Origin of the sequence: Bradyrhizobium iriomotense, from assembly GCF_030160715.1 — a bacterium.
In the GTDB taxonomy this organism is placed as follows: domain Bacteria; phylum Pseudomonadota; class Alphaproteobacteria; order Rhizobiales; family Xanthobacteraceae; genus Bradyrhizobium; species Bradyrhizobium iriomotense.
This window is the reverse complement of sequence record NZ_BSOW01000001.1, coordinates 411,657-433,413: the sequence shown is the minus strand read 5'-3', so window position 1 is coordinate 433,413 and position 21,757 is coordinate 411,657. Positions and strand designations below refer to the sequence as shown.

The 21,757-nt window shown below is 63.6% G+C and carries 18 protein-coding genes; 11 read left to right on the top strand and 7 right to left on the bottom strand.

Annotation, left to right across the window (positions count from 1 at the left end):
• Nucleotides 1-218: 218 nt before the first annotated feature.
• On the top strand, nucleotides 219-1,466 hold the full coding sequence (locus tag QQL28_RS01960) for an acyltransferase family protein (protein ID WP_284260412.1): 1,248 nt from the start codon (nucleotides 219-221) through the stop codon (nucleotides 1,464-1,466).
• A 54-nt stretch (nucleotides 1,467-1,520) separates the two neighbouring features.
• Here the strand turns inward: QQL28_RS01960 and QQL28_RS01955 are convergent, their stop codons facing one another.
• Nucleotides 1,521-1,865: a hypothetical protein gene (locus tag QQL28_RS01955; protein WP_284260410.1), complete on the bottom strand. Its 345-nt coding sequence runs from the start codon at nucleotides 1,863-1,865 to the stop codon at nucleotides 1,521-1,523.
• Between the two features lie 286 nt (nucleotides 1,866-2,151).
• Here QQL28_RS01955 and QQL28_RS01950 point away from each other — a divergent pair, with 286 nt between their 5' ends.
• The 5 genes from QQL28_RS01950 to QQL28_RS01930 all read left to right on the top strand — a co-directional run bounded on the left by QQL28_RS01950 (nucleotide 2,152) and on the right by QQL28_RS01930 (nucleotide 10,551).
• On the top strand, nucleotides 2,152-2,634 hold the full coding sequence (locus QQL28_RS01950) for a GNAT family N-acetyltransferase (protein WP_284260408.1): 483 nt from the start codon (nucleotides 2,152-2,154) through the stop codon (nucleotides 2,632-2,634).
• 103 nt (nucleotides 2,635-2,737) lie between these two features.
• Entirely contained in the window at nucleotides 2,738-4,300 is a 1,563-nt protein-coding gene (locus tag QQL28_RS01945; RefSeq protein WP_284260406.1) for a winged helix-turn-helix domain-containing tetratricopeptide repeat protein, read from the top strand.
• A 195-nt stretch (nucleotides 4,301-4,495) separates the two neighbouring features.
• Nucleotides 4,496-5,698, top strand: a complete 1,203-nt coding sequence (locus tag QQL28_RS01940; RefSeq protein WP_284260404.1) for an efflux RND transporter periplasmic adaptor subunit — start codon at nucleotides 4,496-4,498, stop codon at nucleotides 5,696-5,698.
• 40 nt (nucleotides 5,699-5,738) lie between these two features.
• Nucleotides 5,739-8,990 (top strand): efflux RND transporter permease subunit, encoded by a 3,252-nt coding sequence (locus tag QQL28_RS01935; protein ID WP_284260402.1) that lies wholly within the window; start codon nucleotides 5,739-5,741, stop codon nucleotides 8,988-8,990.
• 10 nt (nucleotides 8,991-9,000) lie between these two features.
• Nucleotides 9,001-10,551, top strand: a complete 1,551-nt coding sequence (locus tag QQL28_RS01930; RefSeq protein ID WP_284260400.1) for an efflux transporter outer membrane subunit — start codon at nucleotides 9,001-9,003, stop codon at nucleotides 10,549-10,551.
• A 323-nt stretch (nucleotides 10,552-10,874) separates the two neighbouring features.
• Here QQL28_RS01930 and QQL28_RS01925 read toward each other — a convergent pair whose 3' ends face one another.
• The 4 genes from QQL28_RS01925 to QQL28_RS01910 form a co-directional block, all read right to left on the bottom strand.
• A complete protein-coding gene (locus tag QQL28_RS01925; protein WP_284260398.1) occupies nucleotides 10,875-11,963 on the bottom strand; it encodes a TRAP transporter substrate-binding protein in 1,089 nt (362 codons plus the stop codon).
• A gap of 170 nt (nucleotides 11,964-12,133) precedes the next feature.
• On the bottom strand, nucleotides 12,134-13,222 hold the full coding sequence (locus QQL28_RS01920) for a TRAP transporter substrate-binding protein (RefSeq protein ID WP_284260394.1): 1,089 nt from the start codon (nucleotides 13,220-13,222) through the stop codon (nucleotides 12,134-12,136).
• A 192-nt stretch (nucleotides 13,223-13,414) separates the two neighbouring features.
• Complete coding sequence (locus QQL28_RS01915; RefSeq protein ID WP_284260391.1) at nucleotides 13,415-14,545, bottom strand: Mrp/NBP35 family ATP-binding protein; 1,131 nt, start codon at nucleotides 14,543-14,545, stop codon at nucleotides 13,415-13,417.
• A 144-nt stretch (nucleotides 14,546-14,689) separates the two neighbouring features.
• On the bottom strand, nucleotides 14,690-15,127 hold the full coding sequence (locus QQL28_RS01910) for a VOC family protein (RefSeq protein WP_284260389.1): 438 nt from the start codon (nucleotides 15,125-15,127) through the stop codon (nucleotides 14,690-14,692).
• Nucleotides 15,128-15,342: 215 nt separating this feature from the next.
• On the opposite strand from QQL28_RS01910, the gene QQL28_RS01905 reads away from it, so the two are divergent.
• From QQL28_RS01905 to QQL28_RS01885, 5 genes are all read left to right on the top strand, one after another.
• Nucleotides 15,343-16,212 (top strand): NAD(P)-dependent oxidoreductase, encoded by an 870-nt coding sequence (locus tag QQL28_RS01905; protein WP_284260387.1) that lies wholly within the window; start codon nucleotides 15,343-15,345, stop codon nucleotides 16,210-16,212.
• A gap of 24 nt (nucleotides 16,213-16,236) precedes the next feature.
• Nucleotides 16,237-17,514, top strand: coding sequence for a sodium:proton antiporter NhaD (nhaD, locus tag QQL28_RS01900; protein WP_284260385.1), 1,278 nt, complete (start codon nucleotides 16,237-16,239; stop codon nucleotides 17,512-17,514).
• A gap of 148 nt (nucleotides 17,515-17,662) precedes the next feature.
• Nucleotides 17,663-19,258: a sensor histidine kinase gene (locus tag QQL28_RS01895; protein ID WP_284260383.1), complete on the top strand. Its 1,596-nt coding sequence runs from the start codon at nucleotides 17,663-17,665 to the stop codon at nucleotides 19,256-19,258.
• 43 nt (nucleotides 19,259-19,301) lie between these two features.
• Nucleotides 19,302-19,505, top strand: a complete 204-nt coding sequence (locus QQL28_RS01890; protein ID WP_284260381.1) for a DUF1289 domain-containing protein — start codon at nucleotides 19,302-19,304, stop codon at nucleotides 19,503-19,505.
• A gap of 22 nt (nucleotides 19,506-19,527) precedes the next feature.
• Nucleotides 19,528-20,040, top strand: a complete 513-nt coding sequence (locus tag QQL28_RS01885; protein WP_284260380.1) for a TIGR02281 family clan AA aspartic protease — start codon at nucleotides 19,528-19,530, stop codon at nucleotides 20,038-20,040.
• Nucleotides 20,041-20,157: 117 nt separating this feature from the next.
• On the opposite strand, the gene dusA is transcribed toward QQL28_RS01885, so the two are convergent.
• Both dusA and QQL28_RS01875 read right to left on the bottom strand, forming a co-directional pair.
• The gene (gene dusA / locus QQL28_RS01880; protein WP_284260379.1) at nucleotides 20,158-21,153 is read right to left on the bottom strand and encodes a tRNA dihydrouridine(20/20a) synthase DusA; all 996 of its coding nucleotides are present in this window, start codon (nucleotides 21,151-21,153) and stop codon (nucleotides 20,158-20,160) included.
• Nucleotides 21,154-21,444: 291 nt separating this feature from the next.
• The gene (locus tag QQL28_RS01875; RefSeq protein ID WP_284260378.1) at nucleotides 21,445-21,735 is read right to left on the bottom strand and encodes a hypothetical protein; all 291 of its coding nucleotides are present in this window, start codon (nucleotides 21,733-21,735) and stop codon (nucleotides 21,445-21,447) included.
• Between the last annotated feature and the right edge of the window lie 22 nt (nucleotides 21,736-21,757).

Sequence of the window (21,757 nt, the reverse complement as noted above, 5' to 3'; positions counted from 1 at the left end):
AGCTTCGCGTAAGCTCGGGCTGACCGATCGTGCCCAAGGCTCGGATGAGGGGTTACGCTCTCTCGTGGGACCTGAACCCCTCACCCGACCCGCAATCTCAAAATCAGCCAGCGGCGTCGAGAAATCGGTTAGCCGATTTCCAGATTGGGCATGAGAACCCTGGCAAGATCGGGCAGATTGTCAGGCAGAACGCCCTCTCCAGCGAGCATGAGCCGTCCATGTCCCGTTTGACCGCCGCCACCCCTGCATCGGAACGGCTGCACGCCCTCGATGCGGTCAGGGGTCTTGCCCTGCTGCTCGGCATTGTCCTGCACGCGACATTGTCGTTTGTCCCTGCCCCAACCCGGATCTGGTTCATCCAGGACACCCATCAAAGCCTGGTTTTGGGCCTGCTGTTCTTCGCCATCCACGTCTTCCGGATGACCACCTTCTTCCTGATGGCGGGTTTCTTCGCCCGCATGAGCCTTCATCGCCGCGGGGCTTGGGGCTTCGTCAGGGACAGGTTGCAGAGGATCGGCCTGCCGCTCGTGATCGGCTGGCCGATCGTGTTTACGCCGATGGCGCTGGTCGTGATCTGGGCTTCGGGCTTTCCCAATGGCGGTCCCGTCCCCGGCGCGCGCGGCTGGCCGCCGGTGCTGCCGAATTTCCCCCTCGCCCATCTCTGGTTTCTCTACGTGTTGCTGGAGCTCTATGTCGCCATGCTTCTACTGCGCAGCGCCCTCGTTTGGCTCGATGTGTCCGGCGCTCTGCGAACGGTCCTTGACCGTCTCTTCGCACGGATCATGCGAAATCCGCTGGCTCCCCTGGTTCTGGCGATCCCGATCGGCATCGCCTTCAGCCTCGACCAAAAATGGGTCAGCGTGATGGGGATCAGGACGCCGGATCAATCGCTCGTCACCAACCTGCAGGCTTGGATCGGTTTCGGCACCGCGTTCGGCATCGGCTGGCTGTTGCATCGGCAGCGCGATCTGCTGCGGACTCTGGAGCAGCGCTGGCTGTTGCACCTCGTGCTGGCGCTCGGCCTGATCCTGATCTGCTTCGTCCTTGCCGGCGTGATATTGTCCTCGCCCGGCGCGCCAAAACTGCCGGTCCGTTCCGACACGCTCAGGCTAGTCGCCGCCATCCTGTATGCACCGGCGATATGGATTTCCACGTTCGCGGTCATCGGCCTCGCGCTCCGCTTCATGTCGGGCTTCAGCCCGACGCGACGCTACATCGCCGACGCATCCTACTGGCTTTACCTGATCCACATGCCGATCGTGATGGCGTTGCAGGTCGCAGTGTCGCAACTGGATTGGCCCTGGCCGATCAAGTTTGTCACCATTCTCGCCGCTGCACTTGTCCCGATGCTGGTGAGCTATCACCTGCTGGTGCGCTTCACCATCATCGGCGTGGTGTTGAACGGCCGCCGCGCGCCACGCGAAGCGGCGCCCGCCGCGGCGGTCACCGGCTCCGCCGCGCCATGATGAGATCGGTAACTTGTTGGCAGATGCGGCAGGGTTGAATGAGACGTCGGGCTGTCATTGCCGGGGCGGTGCGGGACGTGCTCTCTGTCGCATGGCACTCAGGACGGCTGTCAAAAGCGCGAGTGCTTCGAAGACGGCAATGACCTCGAAGAGCGCAAAATCGTGATCGTAGTAGTCCACGGGGGCTCCGTTCCGGTGGTGGCCCGTGAGCAGCGATATCCATAGTGGAATCGACACGAGTACCGACGCGAGGGAGAGGATCAATGCGATCCTGCTTGCGATGAGGCTGCGAGGCGCGTTGCTGGTGCGACAGCTGTAGATCAGGAAAGGGATCGCGCCAATCACAAACAGAAAGCCGAAGGGCGGCCCCGCGACCGCCAAGACAAAATACCAATCCATTCAGGCCGTCTCCTTCGGAAGGCGCATGTTACGGTCAAAGAGACACGATTGGAACGAGTGCGCCAACACCCCCTGCGCGGCTTAATCCGCCAAGAGTGATATCTTGCCGACATGTCGGTTCGCGCCCCTCCCATTCGTCTTCCACCCAGAGCCTGCAGGGTGGAGCGAGGCCAAGCCTATTCGGCGGCGCGCCTCCAATCACCTCGACACCAAACAGAACCAAGTGCAAAAGGTGGATCATCGTCGCTCGGAAACGGGCTGGACGTTCAGCAGGGATCGAGGGACCATGGGCCATACTGCTCTGACGGCTTTCAGGGAGATTGCGGAAGCTGATTTCGATGACATGGCCGATGCGCTGATCGAAATGCAAGCTCACTATCGCGTCCACTGTCCGACACGGGACTCGATCATCGCCGGGTTGAAGTCGAGGCCCGTGGGATCGCGAATTCTGCTTGCTTGCGAGAACGATGGGATCGCTGGTTTCGCATGCTTTAGCGCCATCTATCCCGGACCTGGTCTGACATCAGGCTTTTTCCTGAAAGAGCTCTACGTTCGTCACGATCGACGCGGGAGTGGATTGGGGAAACGACTTATGGCGCAACTGGCCGTACTGGCCCGGCAAGAGGGCCATGAGCGCATCGACTGGACTGTCGATGCAGATGACCCACGGCTTCAACAGTTCTACGAGATGCTCGGAGGGCGCCCGCTACCGGAGAAACGGTTCTTCCGCCTGGCCGGCGCAAAGCTGACGGAGCTGGCTGAAACGTAGGCGCGTCCAAGGCACCGCACATTCGGCTTACATTCTTCTCGCCAGCCGCCTATTGTTTACGTTAAGGGCCGCCACGATCAGAAGCTCCTGAAGGATTGGCAGGTTGCGCTACCGCTTCGAGGACTTCGTGCTCGACACCGACCGGCGCGAGCTGCATCGCGGGACGGAAATGGTCTCTGTTGCTCCGCAGGTATTCGACCTCCTCGAATATCTGATCCGCAACAGGGAGCGCGTGGTTGGCAAGGAGGATTTGATCGATGCCATTTGGAACGGCCGCGTCGTATCGGATGCAGCGCTGACGACCCGCCTCAATGTGGCCCGAAGCGTCGTTGGCGATTCCGGCGAGGAGCAGCGCCTCATCAAAACGCTGCCGCGCAAGGGATTCCGCTTCGTCGGGTCAGTAAGGGAAGTACCGGAACCGGGATCCATCGCGTTTCCCGACCATCGCGTGGATCCATCCAGATCAGCCCCCGCGCTCCCGGACAGACCCTCAATAGCGGTATTACCGTTCCAAAACATGAGTGGCGATCCCGATCAGGACTATTTTGCTGATGGCATGGTGGATGAAATCACCACCGCGCTGTCGCGGTTCAAATTTCTCTTCGTGATCGCGCGCAATTCCAGTTTTGCGTACAAGGGCAAAGCCGTCGACATCAAGCAGGTCGGGCGCGAGCTCGGCGTGCGGTACGTGCTCGAGGGCAGCGTGCGCAAGGCGGCGGGAAAAGTCCGCATCATCGGCCAATTGATCGATGCCGCGACCGGGATGTACCTTTGGGCCGATCGCTTTGAAGGTGACCTGAGCGATTTATTCGCTCTCCAGGATCGCATGGCCGAGAGCGTCGTCTCAGCCGTTGCACCCAAAATGTTTCAGATCGAAATGGGCTTGGCCGCGCGTCGGCCGAACGACCTGAGTGCCTACGACCTCTGCCTTCGAGCGATACCGCATCTGAACTCACGCACCCCCGAAGGAACAGCCGAGGCGCTTCGGCTTGCGTCTCGCGCATTGGAGATTGACCCCGGGTACGGCTTTGCTGCGACCCTTGCCGGCACCTGCCACTTTATAAATGTTGGTGAGGAATGGGCGGCCGATCCGACGTCGCAAGCTGCGGCACTTGCGCAAGGGTTTCAACTGCTCCGGTTGGCAATTCGCATTGACGAGAACGACTGTGAGGCGTTGAGCGCACTGAGCCGTGCAATGTCCATGTGGACTTTCGATTTCGATACCGCAAAGGAGTTGGCCGACCGCGCCGTTGCTTCCAACCCCAATGCAACCGACGCATGGGTCCATCGAGGTTGGACTTACGTTACAGCGGGGCGGCCTGAAGAGGCGATCAGGAGTTTTGAGCGCGCGATTCGATTAAGCCCATTTGACCGGCTGCTCACTTCAAACCTGGTGGGGATCGGCTGTGCATTCATTGACCTTGGTCGTTTCGACGACGCAGTCGCTTCGGCCAGGAAGGCTCTACAAAGGGACCAGGCTTACGGGGCGGCGTACCGCTGCCTCGCGGCTGCGCTCGCGCACCTTGGGCAGGATACAGAAGCCAGGAAGATGGCGAACCGACTTCTCGAGATCGAGCCTGATTTCCGGATATCGAAATTGATGGCGCGTGGTCAACGGAGCCCGATGATCATCGAGGGGCTGCGCAAGGCGGGACTTCCGGAGTGAACGGTGACTTCCGCCAGCCAAGAAACTGACATCTCCGCACCGCCCCGGCGTGCGTCCGTCCGTAAGGTGAGCGTCAGCGAAGGCTGATAACAGGGTTTCGCTTTTGGCCACGACGATTGCCTCACCGCGCCCTGCTGCACGGTGAACGGTGAGTTGTGCGCGAACGCATCCGAAACCATTGGGGTGAAGAGCGTCATGGCATTTCGCATCAAGCATGCGGGCTTTGCAGCGAGCATTGCTGCCGTAGCCGTCCTCGTTGCTGGCGCCTGGCTCTTGACGCGCACGAGCGAGGTGCGCTCGGCCAAGGCGGCGCAACCGGCCGCCGATGGCGATGTCGACATCACCAGCCAGACCGTTAACGTCACGGACAAGCAGGCCGACGGGTTCAAGATCCTGCCCGCGGAGTCGCGCGCCTTCAGCGTCATGAAGAATGCCGTCGGATCGATCGACTTCAACCAGAACATGCTGGTGCAGGTGTTCACGCCCAATGCAGGCAAGATCGTCGACACCTTCTTCAACGTCGGCGAGACCGTGACCAAGGGGCAGACGCTGTTCACCATCGACAGCCCCGACCTGCTCCAGGCCGAATCCACCCTGCTCGCGGCCGCGGGCGTGCTGGAGCTGCAAACGCGCACGCTGACGCGCGTCAAGCAACTTCTGAAGACCGGCGGTGGCGCGCAGAAGGACGTCGACCAGGCGACCTCCGATCAGCAGACCGCGGAAGGCAACTACAAAGCCGCGCGCGACGCCGTGCGTATCTTCGGCAAGACCGACGAGGAGATCGACCGCATCGTCGCCGATCGCAAGGTCGATTCGATCCTGATCGTGTCGAGCCCGATCTCGGGCCAGGTCGTCGCCCGCAACGCCGCTCCCGGGCTCTACGTCCAGCCCGGCAACGCGCCGGCGCCCTTCACTCTTGCCGACCTCTCGACGATGTGGATGGCCGCCAACGTCATCGAGATCGATGCGCCGGCCTACCGGATCGGTCAGCCGGTCGCCGTCAGCGTCCCAGCCTATCCTGACGAGGCGTTTCGCGGCCACGTGACCACGCTTGGGCTCAACATCGACCCGAACACGCATCGGCAGCTCGTCCGCTCCGTCATCGACGACCCCACCCACAAGCTGCGCGCCGGCATGCTGGCGAGCTTCACCATCGAGATCGATGGCCCCAGGCTGTCCGTCGCCGTGCCGTCGGAGGCCGTCGTGCGCGAGGGCGACGGCACCATGACGGTCTGGGTCACGGCCGACCGACACCGCTTCGAGCGCCGCAACGTGAAGGTTGGCATGGCCCAGGATGGCTGGTGGCAGATCCTAGACGGGCTGAAGCCCGGCGAGTTCGTGGCCTCGAGCGGCGCCATTTTCCTCTCCAACAAGCTCGCGACCGCGACCACGGGCTGAATCGGCTGCCCGCCAACCGCGCCGCGCTAAGTGCAAGATCTTGGTCAAGAGCATCATCAATTTCGGCCTGACCCGAAGCGCGATCGTCGTGCTCGGCCTCGTCGTATTCTGCGCCGCCGGGCTTGCAGCCTTCAGCAAGCTCAACATCGAGGCCTATCCCAATCCGGCGCCGGTGATCCTGGAAATCACCGCGCAGGCGCCGGGACTGTCGGCCGAGGAGATGGAAAAGTACTACACCATCCCGATCGAGGTCGGGCTCTATCCGACGCCCGGCGTCGTCAACATCCGCTCGACCTCGTTCTACGGTCTGTCCTTCGTCCGCGTCACTTTCCGCTACGACGTCGACTACTATTTTGCGCTGACGCAGGCCGCCAACAGCATCCAGCAGAACATCACCCTGCCCGGCAACCTGGTGCCGACGATCCAGCAGTCGAGCCTGGTTGGCGAGATCTATCGCTACCAGCTCGTCGGCCCGCCGAATTTCGGGCTCACCAACCTGCGCACGCTGCAAGATTATGTCGTCACCCGCCGCCTGATGACCATACCAGGCGTGGTGCAGATCAATTCCTGGGGCGGCACCACCAAGCAGTTCAACGTCGATGCCGACCTCGCCAAGCTCGAGGCCTACAACATCACCGTGCCGCAGCTCGTCACGGCGCTCGGCAATGCCAACGTCAATGTCGGGGGCCGCGAGATCGCGATCGGCCAACAATCGGTCAACATCCGCGGCATCGGCCTGATCGATTCCGGCGGCGCCGACGACATCACCAAGGGCTACAAGGTCAGCGACATCGAGAATATCGTTCTCACCCAGTCGGGCGGCCTGCCGATCCAGATCAAGGACGTCGCAAAGGTCTCGGTCGGATACGTGCCGCGGCTCGGCATCGCCGGCAAGGGCAGGGATGACGACGTCGCCGCCGCGATCGTCGTCATGGGCCGGACCCAGCACACCAACGACATCATCCCGAAGGTCGAGGAAGAGGTCGCCAAGATCAACAGCGACGGCACCCTGCCCCCAGGTGTGAAGGTCGTGCCCTATTACGACCGCAGCTCGCTCGTCGGCGTCACGACCCACACGGTGCTGCACAACCTCGTGTTCGGCTGCCTCCTGGTGTTCGTGATCCAGTGGGTGTTCTTGGGTGATCTGCGCAGCGCGCTGATCGTCTCGGCCAACATCCCGTTCGCGCTGTTCTTCGCCATCATGATCCTGGTGCTGCAAGGCGAGGACGCCAACCTGCTGTCGCTCGGTGCGGTCGATTTCGGCATCATCGTCGATTCCGCCGTCATCATGATGGAGAACATCTTTCGCAACTTCCAATCGAGCCCCGAGAGCCGCGCGCGCGTGCTGCAAAATCTCGCGGAGGGCTATTGGGGTGCCGACCCGACCGCCCCCACCCACGGCCAGCCAGCGGCCGCGCGCTGGACCGAGCGGCTGCGGATGATTTTCGTCAGCGCGCTCCAGGTCGACAAGGCGGTGTTCTTCACCGCCGCGATCACCGTAACCGCCTTCGTGCCGCTGTTCACGATGCAGGGCGTCGAGGGCCAGATCTTTGGGCCGATGGCGCGTACCTATGGTTACGCGCTCGCCGGCGCCCTGCTCGCGACCTTCACGGTGACGCCGGTGCTGGCCGCGCTGCTGCTGCCCGAGCATATCGAGGAAACCGAGACCGTCATCGTGCGCTGGTTACGCAAGGCTTATACGCCGGTGCTGCGCTGGGCGCTCGCCCGCGTGAAGCTCGCAGTGACCGCCGGCCTCATCTTCCTCGCCATCTCGACGCTCGCGGCCAGCCGCCTCGGCAGCGAATTCCTGCCTGCGCTCGAAGAGGGCAATTTCTGGATCCGTGCCGCGATGCCGCCGACGATCTCGCTCGATGCCGGCACCGAGGCGACGCGCAAGATGCGCGACGTCCTGCTCCGTCATCCCGAGATCATCACGGTCGTCTCGCAGCACGGCCGCCCCGACAATGGCAGCGACGCCTCGCCCTTCTCCAACGTCGAGCTGTTCGCACCGATCAAGCCGTTCGACGAATGGCCGAAGGGCCTGACCAAGGAAAAGCTCTCCGAGGAGCTCCAGAAGGAGTTCGACGAGGAGCTGCCCGGCGTCACCTTCAACTTCTCCCAATACATCCAGGACAACGTCGAGGAAGCACTGTCCGGTGTGAAGGGCGCCAATTCGGTCAAGATCATCGGCCCGAATCTGGACGTTCTGGAGCAGACCGCCACCAAGGTCATGGATGTCATGCGCGACGTCCGTGGCGTCGCCGATCTCGGCATCTTCCACCTCGTCGGCCAACCCAACCTCAACATCAAGGTTGTCAGAGAGAAGGCCGCGCGCTACGGGCTCAACACCGGCGACATCACCGCGGTGGTCCAGGCCGCGCTCGGCGGCACCATCGCGACGAACGTTCTGGAAGGCGATCGCTCCTTCGCGGTGGCGGTCCGGCTCGACCCGAAGTTCCGCGAGAGCATCGACGCGGTGCGCGACCTCAAGGTCGCCTATTCGACGACGTCGGGCGCCAATGCCTACATTCCCCTGAGCGAGCTTGCCGACATCACCCTCAACACCGGTGCGCTGTTCATCTACCGCGAGCGCAGCCAGCGCTACATCCCGATCAAGTTCAGCGTGCGCGGCCGCGATCTCGGCGGCACGGTCGCAGAGGCGCAGCAGCGCGTCGCGGATAATATTCAGCTTCCGCCCGGTTACCGCATCATCTGGTCGGGCGAGTTCGACAACCTGGAAGCCGCCAAGGCCCGCCTCATGGTCGTCGTGCCGGTGACGCTGCTTCTGATCTTCGTCCTGCTCTATAGCCTCTTCAATTCGGTGCGCGACAGCCTGCTTGCGCTTGCCGGAATCCCTTTTGCCGTCGGCGGCGGCCTGATCGCGCTGTACCTCGCCGGCCTCGACTTCAGCATCTCGGCCGCGATCGGATTCATCTCGCTGTTCGGCGTCGCCGTGATGGACGGCATCCTCAACATCACCTATTTCCGCGAGCTGCGCGCCTCCGGCATGAGCATCGCAGAAGCCGTGTTCAGCGGTGCAGAGCAGCGCATGCGGCCGATGCTGATGACCGCGCTCTCGGCCGGCGTCGGCCTGTTTCCGGCGGCGCTCTCGCACGGCATCGGTAGCCAGGTGCAGCGGCCGCTCGCGACCGTCGTGGTCGGCGGCATGTTCATCGGTCCGCTCCTGCTGCTTGTGATCGCGCCGGCGCTGCGCAAGATTTTCCTGTCGCGGGAACGGGCGGCGCCGCACGAGGACGGCGCGGCGACGGCGCCGCCTGAAGTGGCTCATTAGGACGGTTGCGATGCGTCGCGTGACGATCAACACCACAATTCGCAAAGCGTTGCACGCCGGCGCAGCAAGCCTGTCTCTCGCAGGCTGCGCCGTGGGCCCGAATTTCGAGCCACCGCCGGCACCTGGCGTCTCCCGTTATACGCCGGAGCCGCTCGCCTCGCCCCACGCCGATGCCGATGGCCCGCGCGTGCCGCGGCAGCAATTCGTCGACGGCGCCGATATTCCGAAGCGCTGGTGGGCGGCGTTCCGCTCGAAGCCCTTGAACGAGCTGATCCGGCTCTCGGTCGAGCACAATCCCTCACTGCAATCCGCCGAAGCCGCGATCCGCGTCGCGAACTTCAACGCGCTGGCGCAGCGTGGCCTGTTCTTCCCACAGGTCGGCGTCAACTACACGCCGTCCGACCAGCAATTCTCCAATGCGACGCAGTCCAGCCCCCTGGACGCACCGCAGTCGCGCTACACGCTCCACACGGTGCAGCTCAACATCAGCTTCGTGCCCGACATCTGGGGCCAGAACGTCCGCGCCGTCGAAAGCCTGGATGCCCAGACCGAGCAGGCCCAGTTCCAGCTCGAGGCCGCCTATCTGGCGCTCACCGCCAACGTGGTCACGGCGGCGGTCCAGGAAGCCTCGCTGCGCGGGCAGATCGCCGCGACCGAGCGTATCGTCAAGATCGAGCGCGACATTCTCGGCATCCTCAAGACGCAGTTCGAGGCCGGCCAGGCCGCACAGGTCGACGTGCTCACCCAGGAGACTGCGCTTGCGCAGGCCGAGCAGACGCTGCCGCCGCTGCAAAAGCAGCTCGCGGTGCAGCGCGACCTGCTCACAGCGCTCGCCGGACAGTTTTCCGCCGACGAGGTGCTGCAAAAGTTCGACCTCCAGCACCTCGCCCTGCCTGCCAACCTGCCGGTGAGCCTGCCGAGCACCCTGGTCGCCCAACGCCCTGACGTGCGCGCGGCCGAAGCGAACATGCACTCGGCGAGTGCTCAGGTCGGGGTTGCGATCGCGGCACGGTTGCCGAACCTCACGCTCACGGGCAACCCGGGCACCAGCGCGTTCAAGCCGGCGGAGTTGTTCACCCAAGGCACGCTGTTCTACACGGTCGCCGCGAGTGCGACGCAGCCGCTGTTCGACGGCCTCACGCTCTATCACAAGCAGAAAGCCGCCGAGGCATCGCTCGACCAGGCCGAGGCGCTGTATCGCCAGGCCGTGATCACCGCGATGCAGAACGTCGCCGATGCGCTGCGCTCCCTGCAAGCCGATGCACGCGCTGTGCAGGCCGCGATCAAGGCCGAAACCGCGGCGAAGGCGAGCCTCGACATCGTACAGAAACAGCTCGTGCTCGGCCAGATCACCCAGGTGACCGTGCTGAATGCGCAGCAGGCCTATTTCAACGCGGCGATCACCCGCGTGCAGGCGGAAGCGACGCGGCTGTCGGACACCGCAGCCCTGTTCATGGCACTTGGCGGCGGCTGGCCGGCGCAATGCGCCACACCCGTCTGGCGCGAATGCGTATTCGCAGATGGGCCTGCCCGGCCCATGAAGGTCGTCGAGGCTAAGTAGCACACCCCGCGCAAGCACATCCGTCAAAGAGCGCTCTTGGTGCTTGCCCCGCTCGGACGACCAGCTCTTGCACGGCTATGGGGGGCGTGGCTTGTCTTCCGCGGATCGCGCCATGATTGCATTTTGCCACTGATTTGCCCGACGCGTCAACCGATTTCGGGAAATGCGCAGCACATCACAAGCGACCACCCTCCTCCTTTGCATGGGGTTGTTTTTCAGATTTTTGCTCGGCGCCCGCCAGGGGATGCAAAAAGCCCGGCCTCGCATTGCGAGACCGGGCTTTCGTGCTCGACGGAAGATCGCCCCGCAAGGTGCTGGTCACGTCAGCTCTGCGAGTGACGCGCCATGAAGATGTCGTAGCCGACCTCGGCGACCTGGAACCAGGCGTAGCCGTCGTTGGAGAACTTGGTGAGGGACTCGTACACCTTCTTGAAGTTGGGGTTGGTCGCGCTGACCTCGGCGTGCAGCTCCTTCGCCGCCTTGTAGCAGGCGTCCATGATCGGCGGCGAGAAGGCGTGCAGCTTGGTGTTGTTCGCAAGCAGCTTGCGCAGCGCCATCGGATTGGCCTGGTCGTAGCGCGCCATCATGTAGTTGTTGGCGTAGTGGCCGGCCTGCTCTAGAACGCTCTGATAGTACTTCGGCAGCGCATTCCATTTGTCGAGGTTGACGAAGGCGAGCAGCATCGGGCCGCCTTCCCACCAGCCGGGATAGTAGTAGTGCGGCGCGATCTTGTAGAAGCCGAGCTTCTCGTCGTCGTAGGGACCGACCCATTCGGCGGCGTCGATGGTGCCTTTTTCCAGCGCCGGATAGATATCGCCGCCGGCAAGCTGCTGCGGCACCACGCCGAGCTTCTGGAGCGCGCGGCCGGCAAAGCCGCCGATCCGGAATTTCATGCCCTTGAGGTCTTCGGGTGTGTTGACCTCTTTTCTGAACCAGCCACCCATCTGGCAGCCCGTGTTGCCCGCAAGCAGCGAGATCACGTTGTAGCTCTTGTAGAACTCGTTGAGCACTTCACGGCCACCACCCAGCATGTACCAGGCCTGGTTGATACGCATGTTGGGACCGAACGGCACCGACGAGCCGAACGTGAAGGTCGGGTCCTTGCCGAAGTAGTAGTAGGACGCGGTGTGGCCGATCTCGCAAGTCGCGTTCTGCACGGCGTCCAAGACCTGAAGGCCCGGCACGATCTCGCCGGCCGCGAATATCTGGATCTGGAATTTGTTGTCGGTCGCCTCCGCGACCATCTTGCACATCATCTCGGCGCCGCCATAGAGCGTGTCGAGCGATTTCGGCCAGCTCGTCGGCATGCGCCATTTGATCTCCGGCATCGATTGCGCGATGGCGGGAGCGGCGAGCGTGGCAGCGCCGGCGGCACCAAGTCCGGTGACTTTGATGAAGTCTCTTCTTTTCATGTTTCCTGCCCTGATGGTTGCGATTGCGAGCCTTCTTGCCGAGGCTTGGCGGGCAGCATGGAACATCCCGGTACCGATTGCCATCCCGACGAAGGTCAGGGCATGCAAAAAGCCCGGCCTCACGAGGAGGCCGGGCTTTCCGGTCTTGAGGGGGCGTGCCTAAGCCTTGATCAGCCGCGGGTGCGCGAGCGGATCATGAAGCTGTCGTAGGTGTATTCGGCGACCTGCCACCACAGATATTCATCCGAGCGGTAGGCCTGCATGGCGTCGATCGACTTCTTGAAGTCGGGGTTCTTGGCCGAGATCTCGGCCCACAGCTCGTTGGTCGCCTTGAGGCAGGCTTCGAGCACTTCGTTGGTGAAGGGACGAAGCTGGGTGCCGCCGGCCACCAGCCGCTTCAGCGCCGCCGGGTTGACCATGTCGTAGCGCGCGGCCATCCAGGTGTTGGCGTTGACCGTCGCGTTGCTCAGGATCGCCTGGTAGGCCTTCGGCAGCGCATTCCACTTGTCCAGGTTGACGAAGGCATGGACGGTCGGACCGCCCTCCCAGAAGCCGGGATAGTAGTAGTACTTGGCGACCTTGGCGAAGCCGAGCTTCTCGTCGTCATAGGGGCCGACCCACTCGGCCGCGTCGATGGTGCCCTTCTCCAGCGCCGGATAGATGTCGCCGCCGGCGAGCTGTTGCGGCACCACGCCGACCTTCTGAAGCACCTGGCCGGCGATGCCGCCGATGCGGAATTTCAGGCCCGAGAGATCGGCGACCGTCTTGATCTCCTTGCGGAACCAGCCGCCCATCTGGGTGCCGGTGTTGCCGCAGGGGAAGCCGATCACGTTCGACTTCTTGAAGAACTCGTTGCCGAGCTCGGCGCCGCCGCCCTGGTACCACCAGGAGTTCTGCTGGCGCGCATTGAGGCCGAACGGCACCGAGGCGTAGATCGCGAACGTCGGATCCTTGCCGACGTAGTAGTACGACACGGTGTGGCTCATCTCGACCGTGCCGTTGGAGGTCGCATCCAGCGCCTGCAGGCCCGGGACGACTTCGCCGGCCGCGAACACCTGGATCTGGAACTTGTTGTCGGTCATCTCGGCGACGTATTTCGCCACCTGCTCGGCGCCGCCATAGATGGTGTCGAGCGATTTCGGAAAGCTCGACGTCAGGCGCCACTTCACCTCGGGCGAGGACTGCGCAATCGCCGGCGAGGCCACCGCGGTCGCCGCCGCGCCTGCTGCCGACACTTTCAAGAAATCACGACGCTTCATCTTCAGGTCTCTCCTTGCTGGGGCGTTTTCCCCGACGTCTCTTTTGCCGCCGCTAGTCTCGGCGATGCGTGATGGCCGCGTCGAACCGAAGGCGATTGACTGCCGGGGCGTTTAGCACGGAAGCCCGGTTTTCGGAACGCGACAATGGCATGACGGGACTGTACGAAAGTCGCATGCCTCTGCCGGCGGGCTTTAGCCTGCGGAAATTACGGGCTTGAGCTGGTCCCTGATTTGGCCCGCGATGGCGCGATAGATCGCCGCATGGGGCCCATCCGGCTCGCTGTCAACCACCGGTTTTCCAGCATCGGAGGTCTCGCGAATCGCCATGTGCAAGGGGACCTCGCCCAGGAACGGGACGGCGAGCTTTTCGGCCTCGTGGCGCGCCCCGCCATGGCCGAAAATGTCCGATTTCGTGCCACAATGCGGGCACTGGAAATAGCTCATGTTCTCGACGATGCCGAGCACGGGGACGTTCACCTTCTTGAACATGGCAAGGCCCCGCCGCGCGTCGATCAGCGACAGGTCCTGCGGGGTCGAGACGATGACGGCGCCCTTCAGGGGCACGTTCTGCGCGAGCGTGAGCTGCGCATCGCCCGTTCCCGGTGGCATGTCGACGACAAGGACGTCGAGCTTGCCCCATTCGACGTCGCGCAGCATCTGCGTCACCGCCGACATCACCATCGGGCCGCGCCAGATCATCGCGGTCTCTTCCTCGACCAGGAATCCGATCGACATGATCGACAGACCAAAACGCTTGAGCGGAATCATCTTCCGCTCCTCGTTCAGTTCGGGCTTGTCGTGCAGCCCCGTCAGCCGCGGCACCGAAGGACCGTAGATGTCGGCATCGAGCAGCCCGACCTTGAGGCCGAGGTCGCGCAGGCCCAGCGCCAGGTTGAGCGCGGTGGTCGACTTGCCGACCCCGCCCTTGCCGGAGGCAACTGCGATGACGGCGGCGACGCCGGGAATCTCGGCCTGACGCGACATCGGAGAGGTGCCGCCCTGCGGCGGCCGGTGGGCATGGACCGGCTGTACGCCCGGCGCGCCACGGCTCGGCGGCGGCGGTGGCGCGATGCCCGGCTTGCGCTCGGCGGTCAGCGCCACCATGGCCGTGGTGACGCCGGGAATGGCACGCACGGCGGCCTCGGCCTCGGCCCGGACCTGCTCCCAGGCCCGCGCCTCCGCGGCATCGACATTGATCGAGAAGAACACCTTGCCGTCACTGGTGCTGATCGCACTCAACACATTGGCATTGGTGAGCGCGACCCCGCGCGGCGATTTGATCCGGCTGAGGCTGTCGAGAACCTGCTGCTGCGTCACGCTCAAAGCGCATCTCCTGAACGGAGCATGATCCGGAAAAGTGTGTAGCGGTTTTCCGGTAAGATCATGCTCAACTATGAGACCCCTGAAGCGCGATCCTGATCGCGCTTCAGGGCGATGCGACCCATTAGAGCGGAAACGCCCAAAAGGCTACTGCCTGCCGATATCGCCGGCCGTCTCGACCGGGGCCGCCGCCCCCTGCTCCTTGGCCGCCTCGTAATTCAGCTCGATCATGACCCCGTTGGGGTCGTGCACGAAGATCTGCCAGAGGTCGCCGCCGGGCACCTGCCGGGAGTCGAATTTCATGCCCTTGCCGCTCAGCCGCTGCCTCATGCCATCGAAACCGCGGCTGGCGAAGGCAACGTGATGGACAACGCCTGAATCGGGCTTTTGGGCCTCGTCCGTCGGGGAAATATCGACGAGGTGCACCACCGGCTTGCCCTCGCTGTACATCCACGCGCCGGGGAAAGCGAAATCGGGCCGCGGGCCCTTCTCAAGGCCCAGCACATCCTCATAGAAGCGGACGGTCTCGGCCAGTTTCCGGGTCCTGATGTTGAAATGATCGAGCATGCCAACGCTCACGGCCATGCCTTGCACTCCCTTTTTTTGTATCCTTGTTCGCTCATCCTAGCACAGGAGACCATCAAACGAAGCCGTTGCCCTCCGGCCTCAAGGGTTTATGGTGCGCCTCCGATCCGCCCTTTCGGGGCGGAACCGCCAAAAACCCTCGATCGTGTGGGCCGGCCGCCTCAAAGCCCGGTAACACCCCGCAAGAACACCCAAGCACAAGCAAGGTCACTCATATGGCTAAAGTCGCTTTCCTCGGTCTCGGCGTCATGGGCTTCCCCATGGCCGGCCACCTCGTCAAGAAGGGTGGCCATGAGGTCACCGTCTACAACCGCACCGCGGCCAAGGCGAAGGAATGGGCGGACAAGTTCGGCGGCAAGACCGCAGCGACCCCGAAGGCGGCGGCCGAGGGCCAGGATTTCGTGATGTGCTGCGTCGGCAACGACAACGATCTGCGCGCGGTGACGATCGGTCCCGACGGCGCCTTTGCGGGCATGAAGAAGGGCGCGACCTTCGTCGACCACACCACCGCTTCCGCCGAGGTCGCGCGCGAGCTTGATGCTGCCGCCACCAAGGGCGGCTTCAAATTCGTCGATGCCCCCGTCTCCGGCGGACAGGCTGGCGCCGAGAACGGCGTCCTGACCGTGATGTGCGGCGGCGCCGCGGACGCCTATGCCGGTGCCGAGCCGGTCATCGCGGCCTATGCGCGGATGTGCAAGCTGCTGGGGCCTGCAGGCTCTGGACAACTCACCAAGATGGTCAATCAGATCTGCATCGCAGGCCTCGTCCAGGGCCTCTCCGAAGGCATTCACTTCGCCAAGAAGTCGGGCCTCGACGTTGCCGCCGTGATCGACACCATCTCCAAGGGCGCGGCGCAGTCCTGGCAGATGGAAAACCGCTACAAGACCATGAACGACGGCAAGTACGATTTCGGCTTCGCCGTCGAATGGATGCGCAAGGATCTTTCGATCTGCATCGCGGAAGCCCGCCGCAACGGGGCGAACCTGCCGGTGACCGCGCTGGTCGATCAGTTCTACGCCGAAGTCGAGAAGATGGGCGGCAAGCGCTGGGATACGTCGAGCCTGCTCGCGCGGCTGCAACGCTGATGGCCGCATAATCCTGGACCTGTCTTGCTGATCGCGATCGCCGCCATCTTCGTCGTTGCCTACGTGGCGATCGCGCTCGAACATCCGCTCGGCATCAACAAGAGCGCGACCGCGCTGATCGGCGCGGTTCTGCTCTGGACGGTGTACGCGGTCAGGGGCGGCGACCACACCCTGGTCGGTCATCAACTCGACGAATCCGTCGCCGCGACGGCGCAGATCGTGTTCTTCCTGATCGGCGCCATGACGATCGTCGAGGTAATCGACGCCCATGACGGCTTCGAGGTCATCACCTCGCGAATCCACACCACGAGCCAGGTTCAACTCATGTGGCTGGTCGGATTCGTGGCGTTCTTCCTGAGCGCGGTCCTGGACAATCTGACGACCACCATCGTCATGGTCTCGCTGATCCAGAGACTGATCTCCAGGCGCGATGACCGCCTGCTCTTCGCCTCCCTCATCGTGATCGCCGCGAATGCGGGCGGTGCGTGGACCGTGATCGGCGACGTAACCACGACCATGCTCTGGATCGGCGGAGAGATCTCGCCAATGAACATCATGGGCGCGGTGTTTCCGGCCTCGATCGTCAATCTGCTCGTGCCGCTCGCGTTCATCAGCTTTTCGCTGAGGGGCAAAACGATTGCGCCGCCGCCGAAGGAGGACCGGCTGCAAGGGATCGAGCTGTTCGAGCGCAACCTGATGTTCCTCCTTGGGCTTGGCGTGCTGATCGCTGTGCCCGCCTTCAAGACGCTCACGCATCTGCCACCCTTCATGGGTGTTCTGCTCGGACTCGGTATCGTCTGGCTGGTCGGCGAGATTATCCACCGCCACAAGGACGAGCACGTGCGCCGTCCCCTCACCCTGGCGCATGCGCTGACCCGGATCGACATGAGCTCGATCGTGTTCTTCGTCGGCATCCTGCTCGCGGTCGCCTGCCTCGAACATGCCGGCCTGCTGGCGACGCTCGCGCGATGGCTGGATACGACCATCGGCCGGCAGGACATCATCGTCATCCTGCTCGGCCTGCTCAGCGCCATCATCGACAACGTGCCGCTCGTCGCCGCAACCATGGGCATGTACGACCTCGCGCACTACCCACCCGACAGCTTCATCTGGGAGTTCATCGCCTATTGCGCCGGCACCGGCGGCTCGATCCTGATCATCGGCTCGGCCGCGGGCGTCGCCGCCATGGGGCTCGAGAAGATCGAGTTCTTCTGGTATGCCCGCCGCATCGCAGGACCGGCGCTCGCCGGTTATCTGGCCGGGGCCGTGGTCTATATCGCGCAGCATGCGGCGATGCATTGAGCCGGCAACTCGCCGCAGTTCGATCGATCGAATTAACTTCCCGTTAACGTAATTCTTTAGCTCCTTAAGTCAGCTCTTAAGGATTTATTGCCAGAGATAGAGAATGCAGAAGGCCCGCGTCGGCGTGGGCAGGAATTCGTGTTGCTTGATGAGTAACCCCGCTGAAAAGCCCGAGGTCGTGCAGCTTCCGGCCGAGCCGGCGAGCGTGCCATCGGCGAGCCATCGCCGGGCTGCGGCGCAGCGGGTGCGCGAGGCGCGCGACAAGTTAACGTCGACCAGCGGAACACGGCCCGCCTTCGACAACGAAATGCTGCGCCAATATGCGCAGACGCGCCTGTCGGCATCCTACGTCGTGATGCTGCTGGTGGTCGCGACCGGCCTGCTGTTCGGGCTCTGGATGCAGCCGGTTCCGGCGGCGCTCTGGACGGTCGGCATGCTCTGCATCCACGCCGCCATGATCCGGAGCTGCCGCCGCTATCTCGCGGAGCCGGCCTTGCCCGCCGTCACGCGCAGATGGCGCACGCGATTCGTCGTGCTCGACCTGCTCTACGGCCTGTGCTGGATGGCGATCCTGATCCATCCCGTGCTCGACGTCGTCACGGAAACGCTGATGGTGTTCCTGATGCTGCTGGTGATCGCAGTATCGAGCATGCTGGCGGCCAATCTGCCGATCGCGGCGCTTGCGGCCACCGCGCCGGTTGCAGTCGCGATGGCGCTGAGCTTTGCGATGAGCGGCTCGCTTGACAATTACATCCTGGCGGCGCTGTCGCTCGCCGCCGAAGGCTATTTCGTGCTCCTGGCGCACCGGCTGCACTCCTCGACCTTCGCAACGCTGGAGGCGCGCGCGGAGAAGGACGCGCTGATCGGCGAACTGGAACAGGCCAAGGCGATCTCGGACGAGGCGCGGCACCGCGCCGAATCCGCCAACGTCGCAAAATCGCGTTTCCTCGCGCAGATGAGCCACGAGCTGCGCACGCCGCTGAACGCGATCCTCGGTTTCTCCGAGGTGATGAAGAGCGAGATCTTTGGCGCGCATCAGGTCGCCGTCTACAAGGAATATTCCGCCGACATCCATAATTCCGGCGTACATCTGCTGAATCTCATCAACGAGATCCTCGACCTGTCCCGGATCGAGGCCGGCCGCTACGAGCTGAACGAGGAAGCAGTATCGCTGGTGGGCATCGTCGCCGACTGCCATCATCTGATGAAGCTGCGCGCCTCGAGCCGCGGCATCACCATTCACGAGGTCTACGAGCAGGCGATGCCGCGGCTGTGGGCCGACGAGCGTGCGATCCGCCAGGTCGTGCTCAATTTGGTGTCCAACTCCATCAAGTTCACCCCGCAGGGCGGCGAGATCTGGCTGAAGGTCGGCTGGACCGCTTCGGGCGGGCAATACCTCTCGGTGAAGGACACCGGCTCGGGCATTCCCGAAGACGAAATCCCGGTCGTGCTCGCCTCCTTCGGCCAGGGCTCGAACTCGATCAAATCGGCCGAACAGGGCGCAGGCCTTGGCCTTCCCATCGCCAAGAACCTCATCGATCTGCACGGCGGCACGTTCACGCTGAAATCGAAGCTGCGCATCGGCACCGAGGTGATCGTCACCTTCCCGCCGGAGCGCGTGATGAGCGCGCTTGCGCCGATGACGGAAGAAGCTCCGCCGCTCCAGCCCGACGGTTCCGGTGTCACGGACGAAAAACGCCGGCCGCGCCACAAGCCGATCATGAGCGCAGGCACGGGTTCGTAAGAGATGCTTGCAGAACTGCCCAGCGATCCTTCACACTGCGGGAATGAGCAAAGACACGCCGTGCGTCGCCGTCTGCATGATCGACCCCAAGACAAAGCTGTGCTTCGGCTGCGGCCGCACGCTGCCGGAAATCGCGCGCTGGCACGCCATGGAGCGAGCGGAACGGCTCGCCCTCATGGCGCAGCTTCCCGCACGCATGGCCGATGCAGGGCTATCGCCGTTCAATACGGCACCGAAACCCGCCTGATGCTTGTCAACGGGGGCGCGCGATGAGCCGCCTCTTCCTGGTGCTGTTACTATTGACCGCGACCGCGGGCGCCGTGGTCGCCTACCGGGACCCCGAGCAGGTCGCTCGCGCCAGCGATACCGTCTCCGATCTCTTGCGCCATCGCACCCGCCTGAAGACGCGCGCCGTGGAGGTGCAGCGTGGCCGCGGCGGCGAATTCGCGCTGCAGGCGCGGATCAACGGCGTGCCCGCGCCCATGGTGGTCGACACCGGTGCGACCTCCGTCGTGCTGACTTATGAGACGGCGAAGGCAGCGGGACTCCCGCTGGAACTGCTCGATTATGACGTCGACGTCGAAACTGCCGGCGGCCGCACCAAGGCGGCGCGCCTGACGCTGGACCGGCTCGCGATCGGCAAGCTCGTCGAGCGATCGGTGCCGGCACTGGTGGTGCCGCACGGCACGATGAAGACCAACCTGCTCGGCATGACTTTCCTCGACCGCCTCGAGCGCTGGGAAGTCCGCGCCGACCGCCTGATGCTGCACGGCTACCCCTGAACATGAGCGACATGGTTGTTCGGGTCCACCGAAAGATCGCGAGTATGCTGACCCGCCGAACGACGAAAAGCCGGATCGCCGATCCGGCTCTTCGCTTTCAACATTCAGAGGGTGTCGCTATTCCGCGGCTTGCGCCACCGCGCGATCACTAACGCGCGCGATCGCATCGCGAAGAACATCGAGCCCGGCGCCCGGCCTCACGCCATGCTCTGCAAGATGGCGGCGGAAGGCACGTGCGCCCGGCACGGCATGGAACGCACCGACGAAATGCCTGGTGATCGCGTGCAGCCGCGTGCCGCGCGCAAGTTGCTCGGCAATGTAGGGCATCATGGCCTCGAGCGCGGCCTGCATCGTTGCATGCGGTGCAGCCTCACCGAAGAATTCCGGATCGACCGCGAGCAGCCGCCACGGATCGTGATAGGCGGCGCGCCCCAGCATCACGCCATCGACGTGGGCGAGATGGGCCTTCGCCTCGTCGATGCCGGGGATGCCGCCGTTGATGATAATAGGCACGTTGGGCAACGCCCGCTTGAGACGATAGACGCGATCGTAGTCGAGCGGCGGAATGTCGCGGTTCTCTTTCGGCGACAGGCCGTTGAGCCAGGCTTTTCGGGCATGCACGATCAGCGCATCAGAGCCCGCCGCGACCACCGCGCGCGCCAGCCGATCAAGCGCAACTTCCGGATCCTGGTCGTCGATGCCGATGCGGCACTTCACCGTCACGGGCACACCCACGGCGCGTTTCATCGCCTCCACGCACGAGGCCACCAGCTCGGGCTCGGCCATCAGGCACGCGCCGAAGCGGCCGTCCTTTACCCGGTCGGACGGGCAGCCGACATTGAGGTTGATCTCGTCATAGCCGAAATCGGCGCCGATCTGCGCCGCCAGCGCAAGCTCGCGCGGATCCGAGCCGCCAAGCTGGAGCGCCACCGGATGCTCGCTCGCGTCGAAGCCAAGCAACCGCGCCCGGTCACCATGGATGACGGCGCCGGTCGTCAGCATCTCCGTATAAAGCAGCGCCCGCCGCGTCAGATGACGGTGGAATACCCGGCAGTGCCGGTCGGTCCAATCCATCATGGGTGCCACAGAAAAGCGATAGTCTTGCGATTCCAATTGGTTATAACATCCTCTATGCACTGGCCCCCGTTATACTATTTCAGCGAGATAGTATAGCCGCCGAACGTGCACATAATCGCCTGCCGTCCATAACCACTTGCTGCGCATTGACGCCATCATGGTGGAACAACGATCCGAAGGGCAGTGTCGATTTGCAACGAAGCGGATTTCGACACCTCGGCGGCCGATCCAAACGCGGCGAAAGCCGCTTATTCGCTCCGGCAAATTGGGCATGTCAGCCTACGATCTCGACTGGCCGGTCCCTGATATCGCCCCATCGGGCAGCTATCACAGTTTTGCCAGCGTCATGATCGCCAAGGGACGCCGCGAGAACATAGCTTTGCGCGATCTCTGCAATCTCACCGCTGCCGCCCGCGGCCATTGGGTGTTGTGCGGCTCGGCCGAACGCATCGCCGACACGCTCCAGCTCTGGCTCGAAGAGCACGCCGCCGACGTCTTAACGTCACGCGGCCATATTTCCACGAGGGTTTCGAGGATTTCGTCCAGCTCGTCGTGCCGATCCTGCAGGAGCGCGGGCTGTTCCGTGCGGACTATGAGGGAACAATGTTGCGCGATCACCTCGGCCTCGCGCGACCGGCGA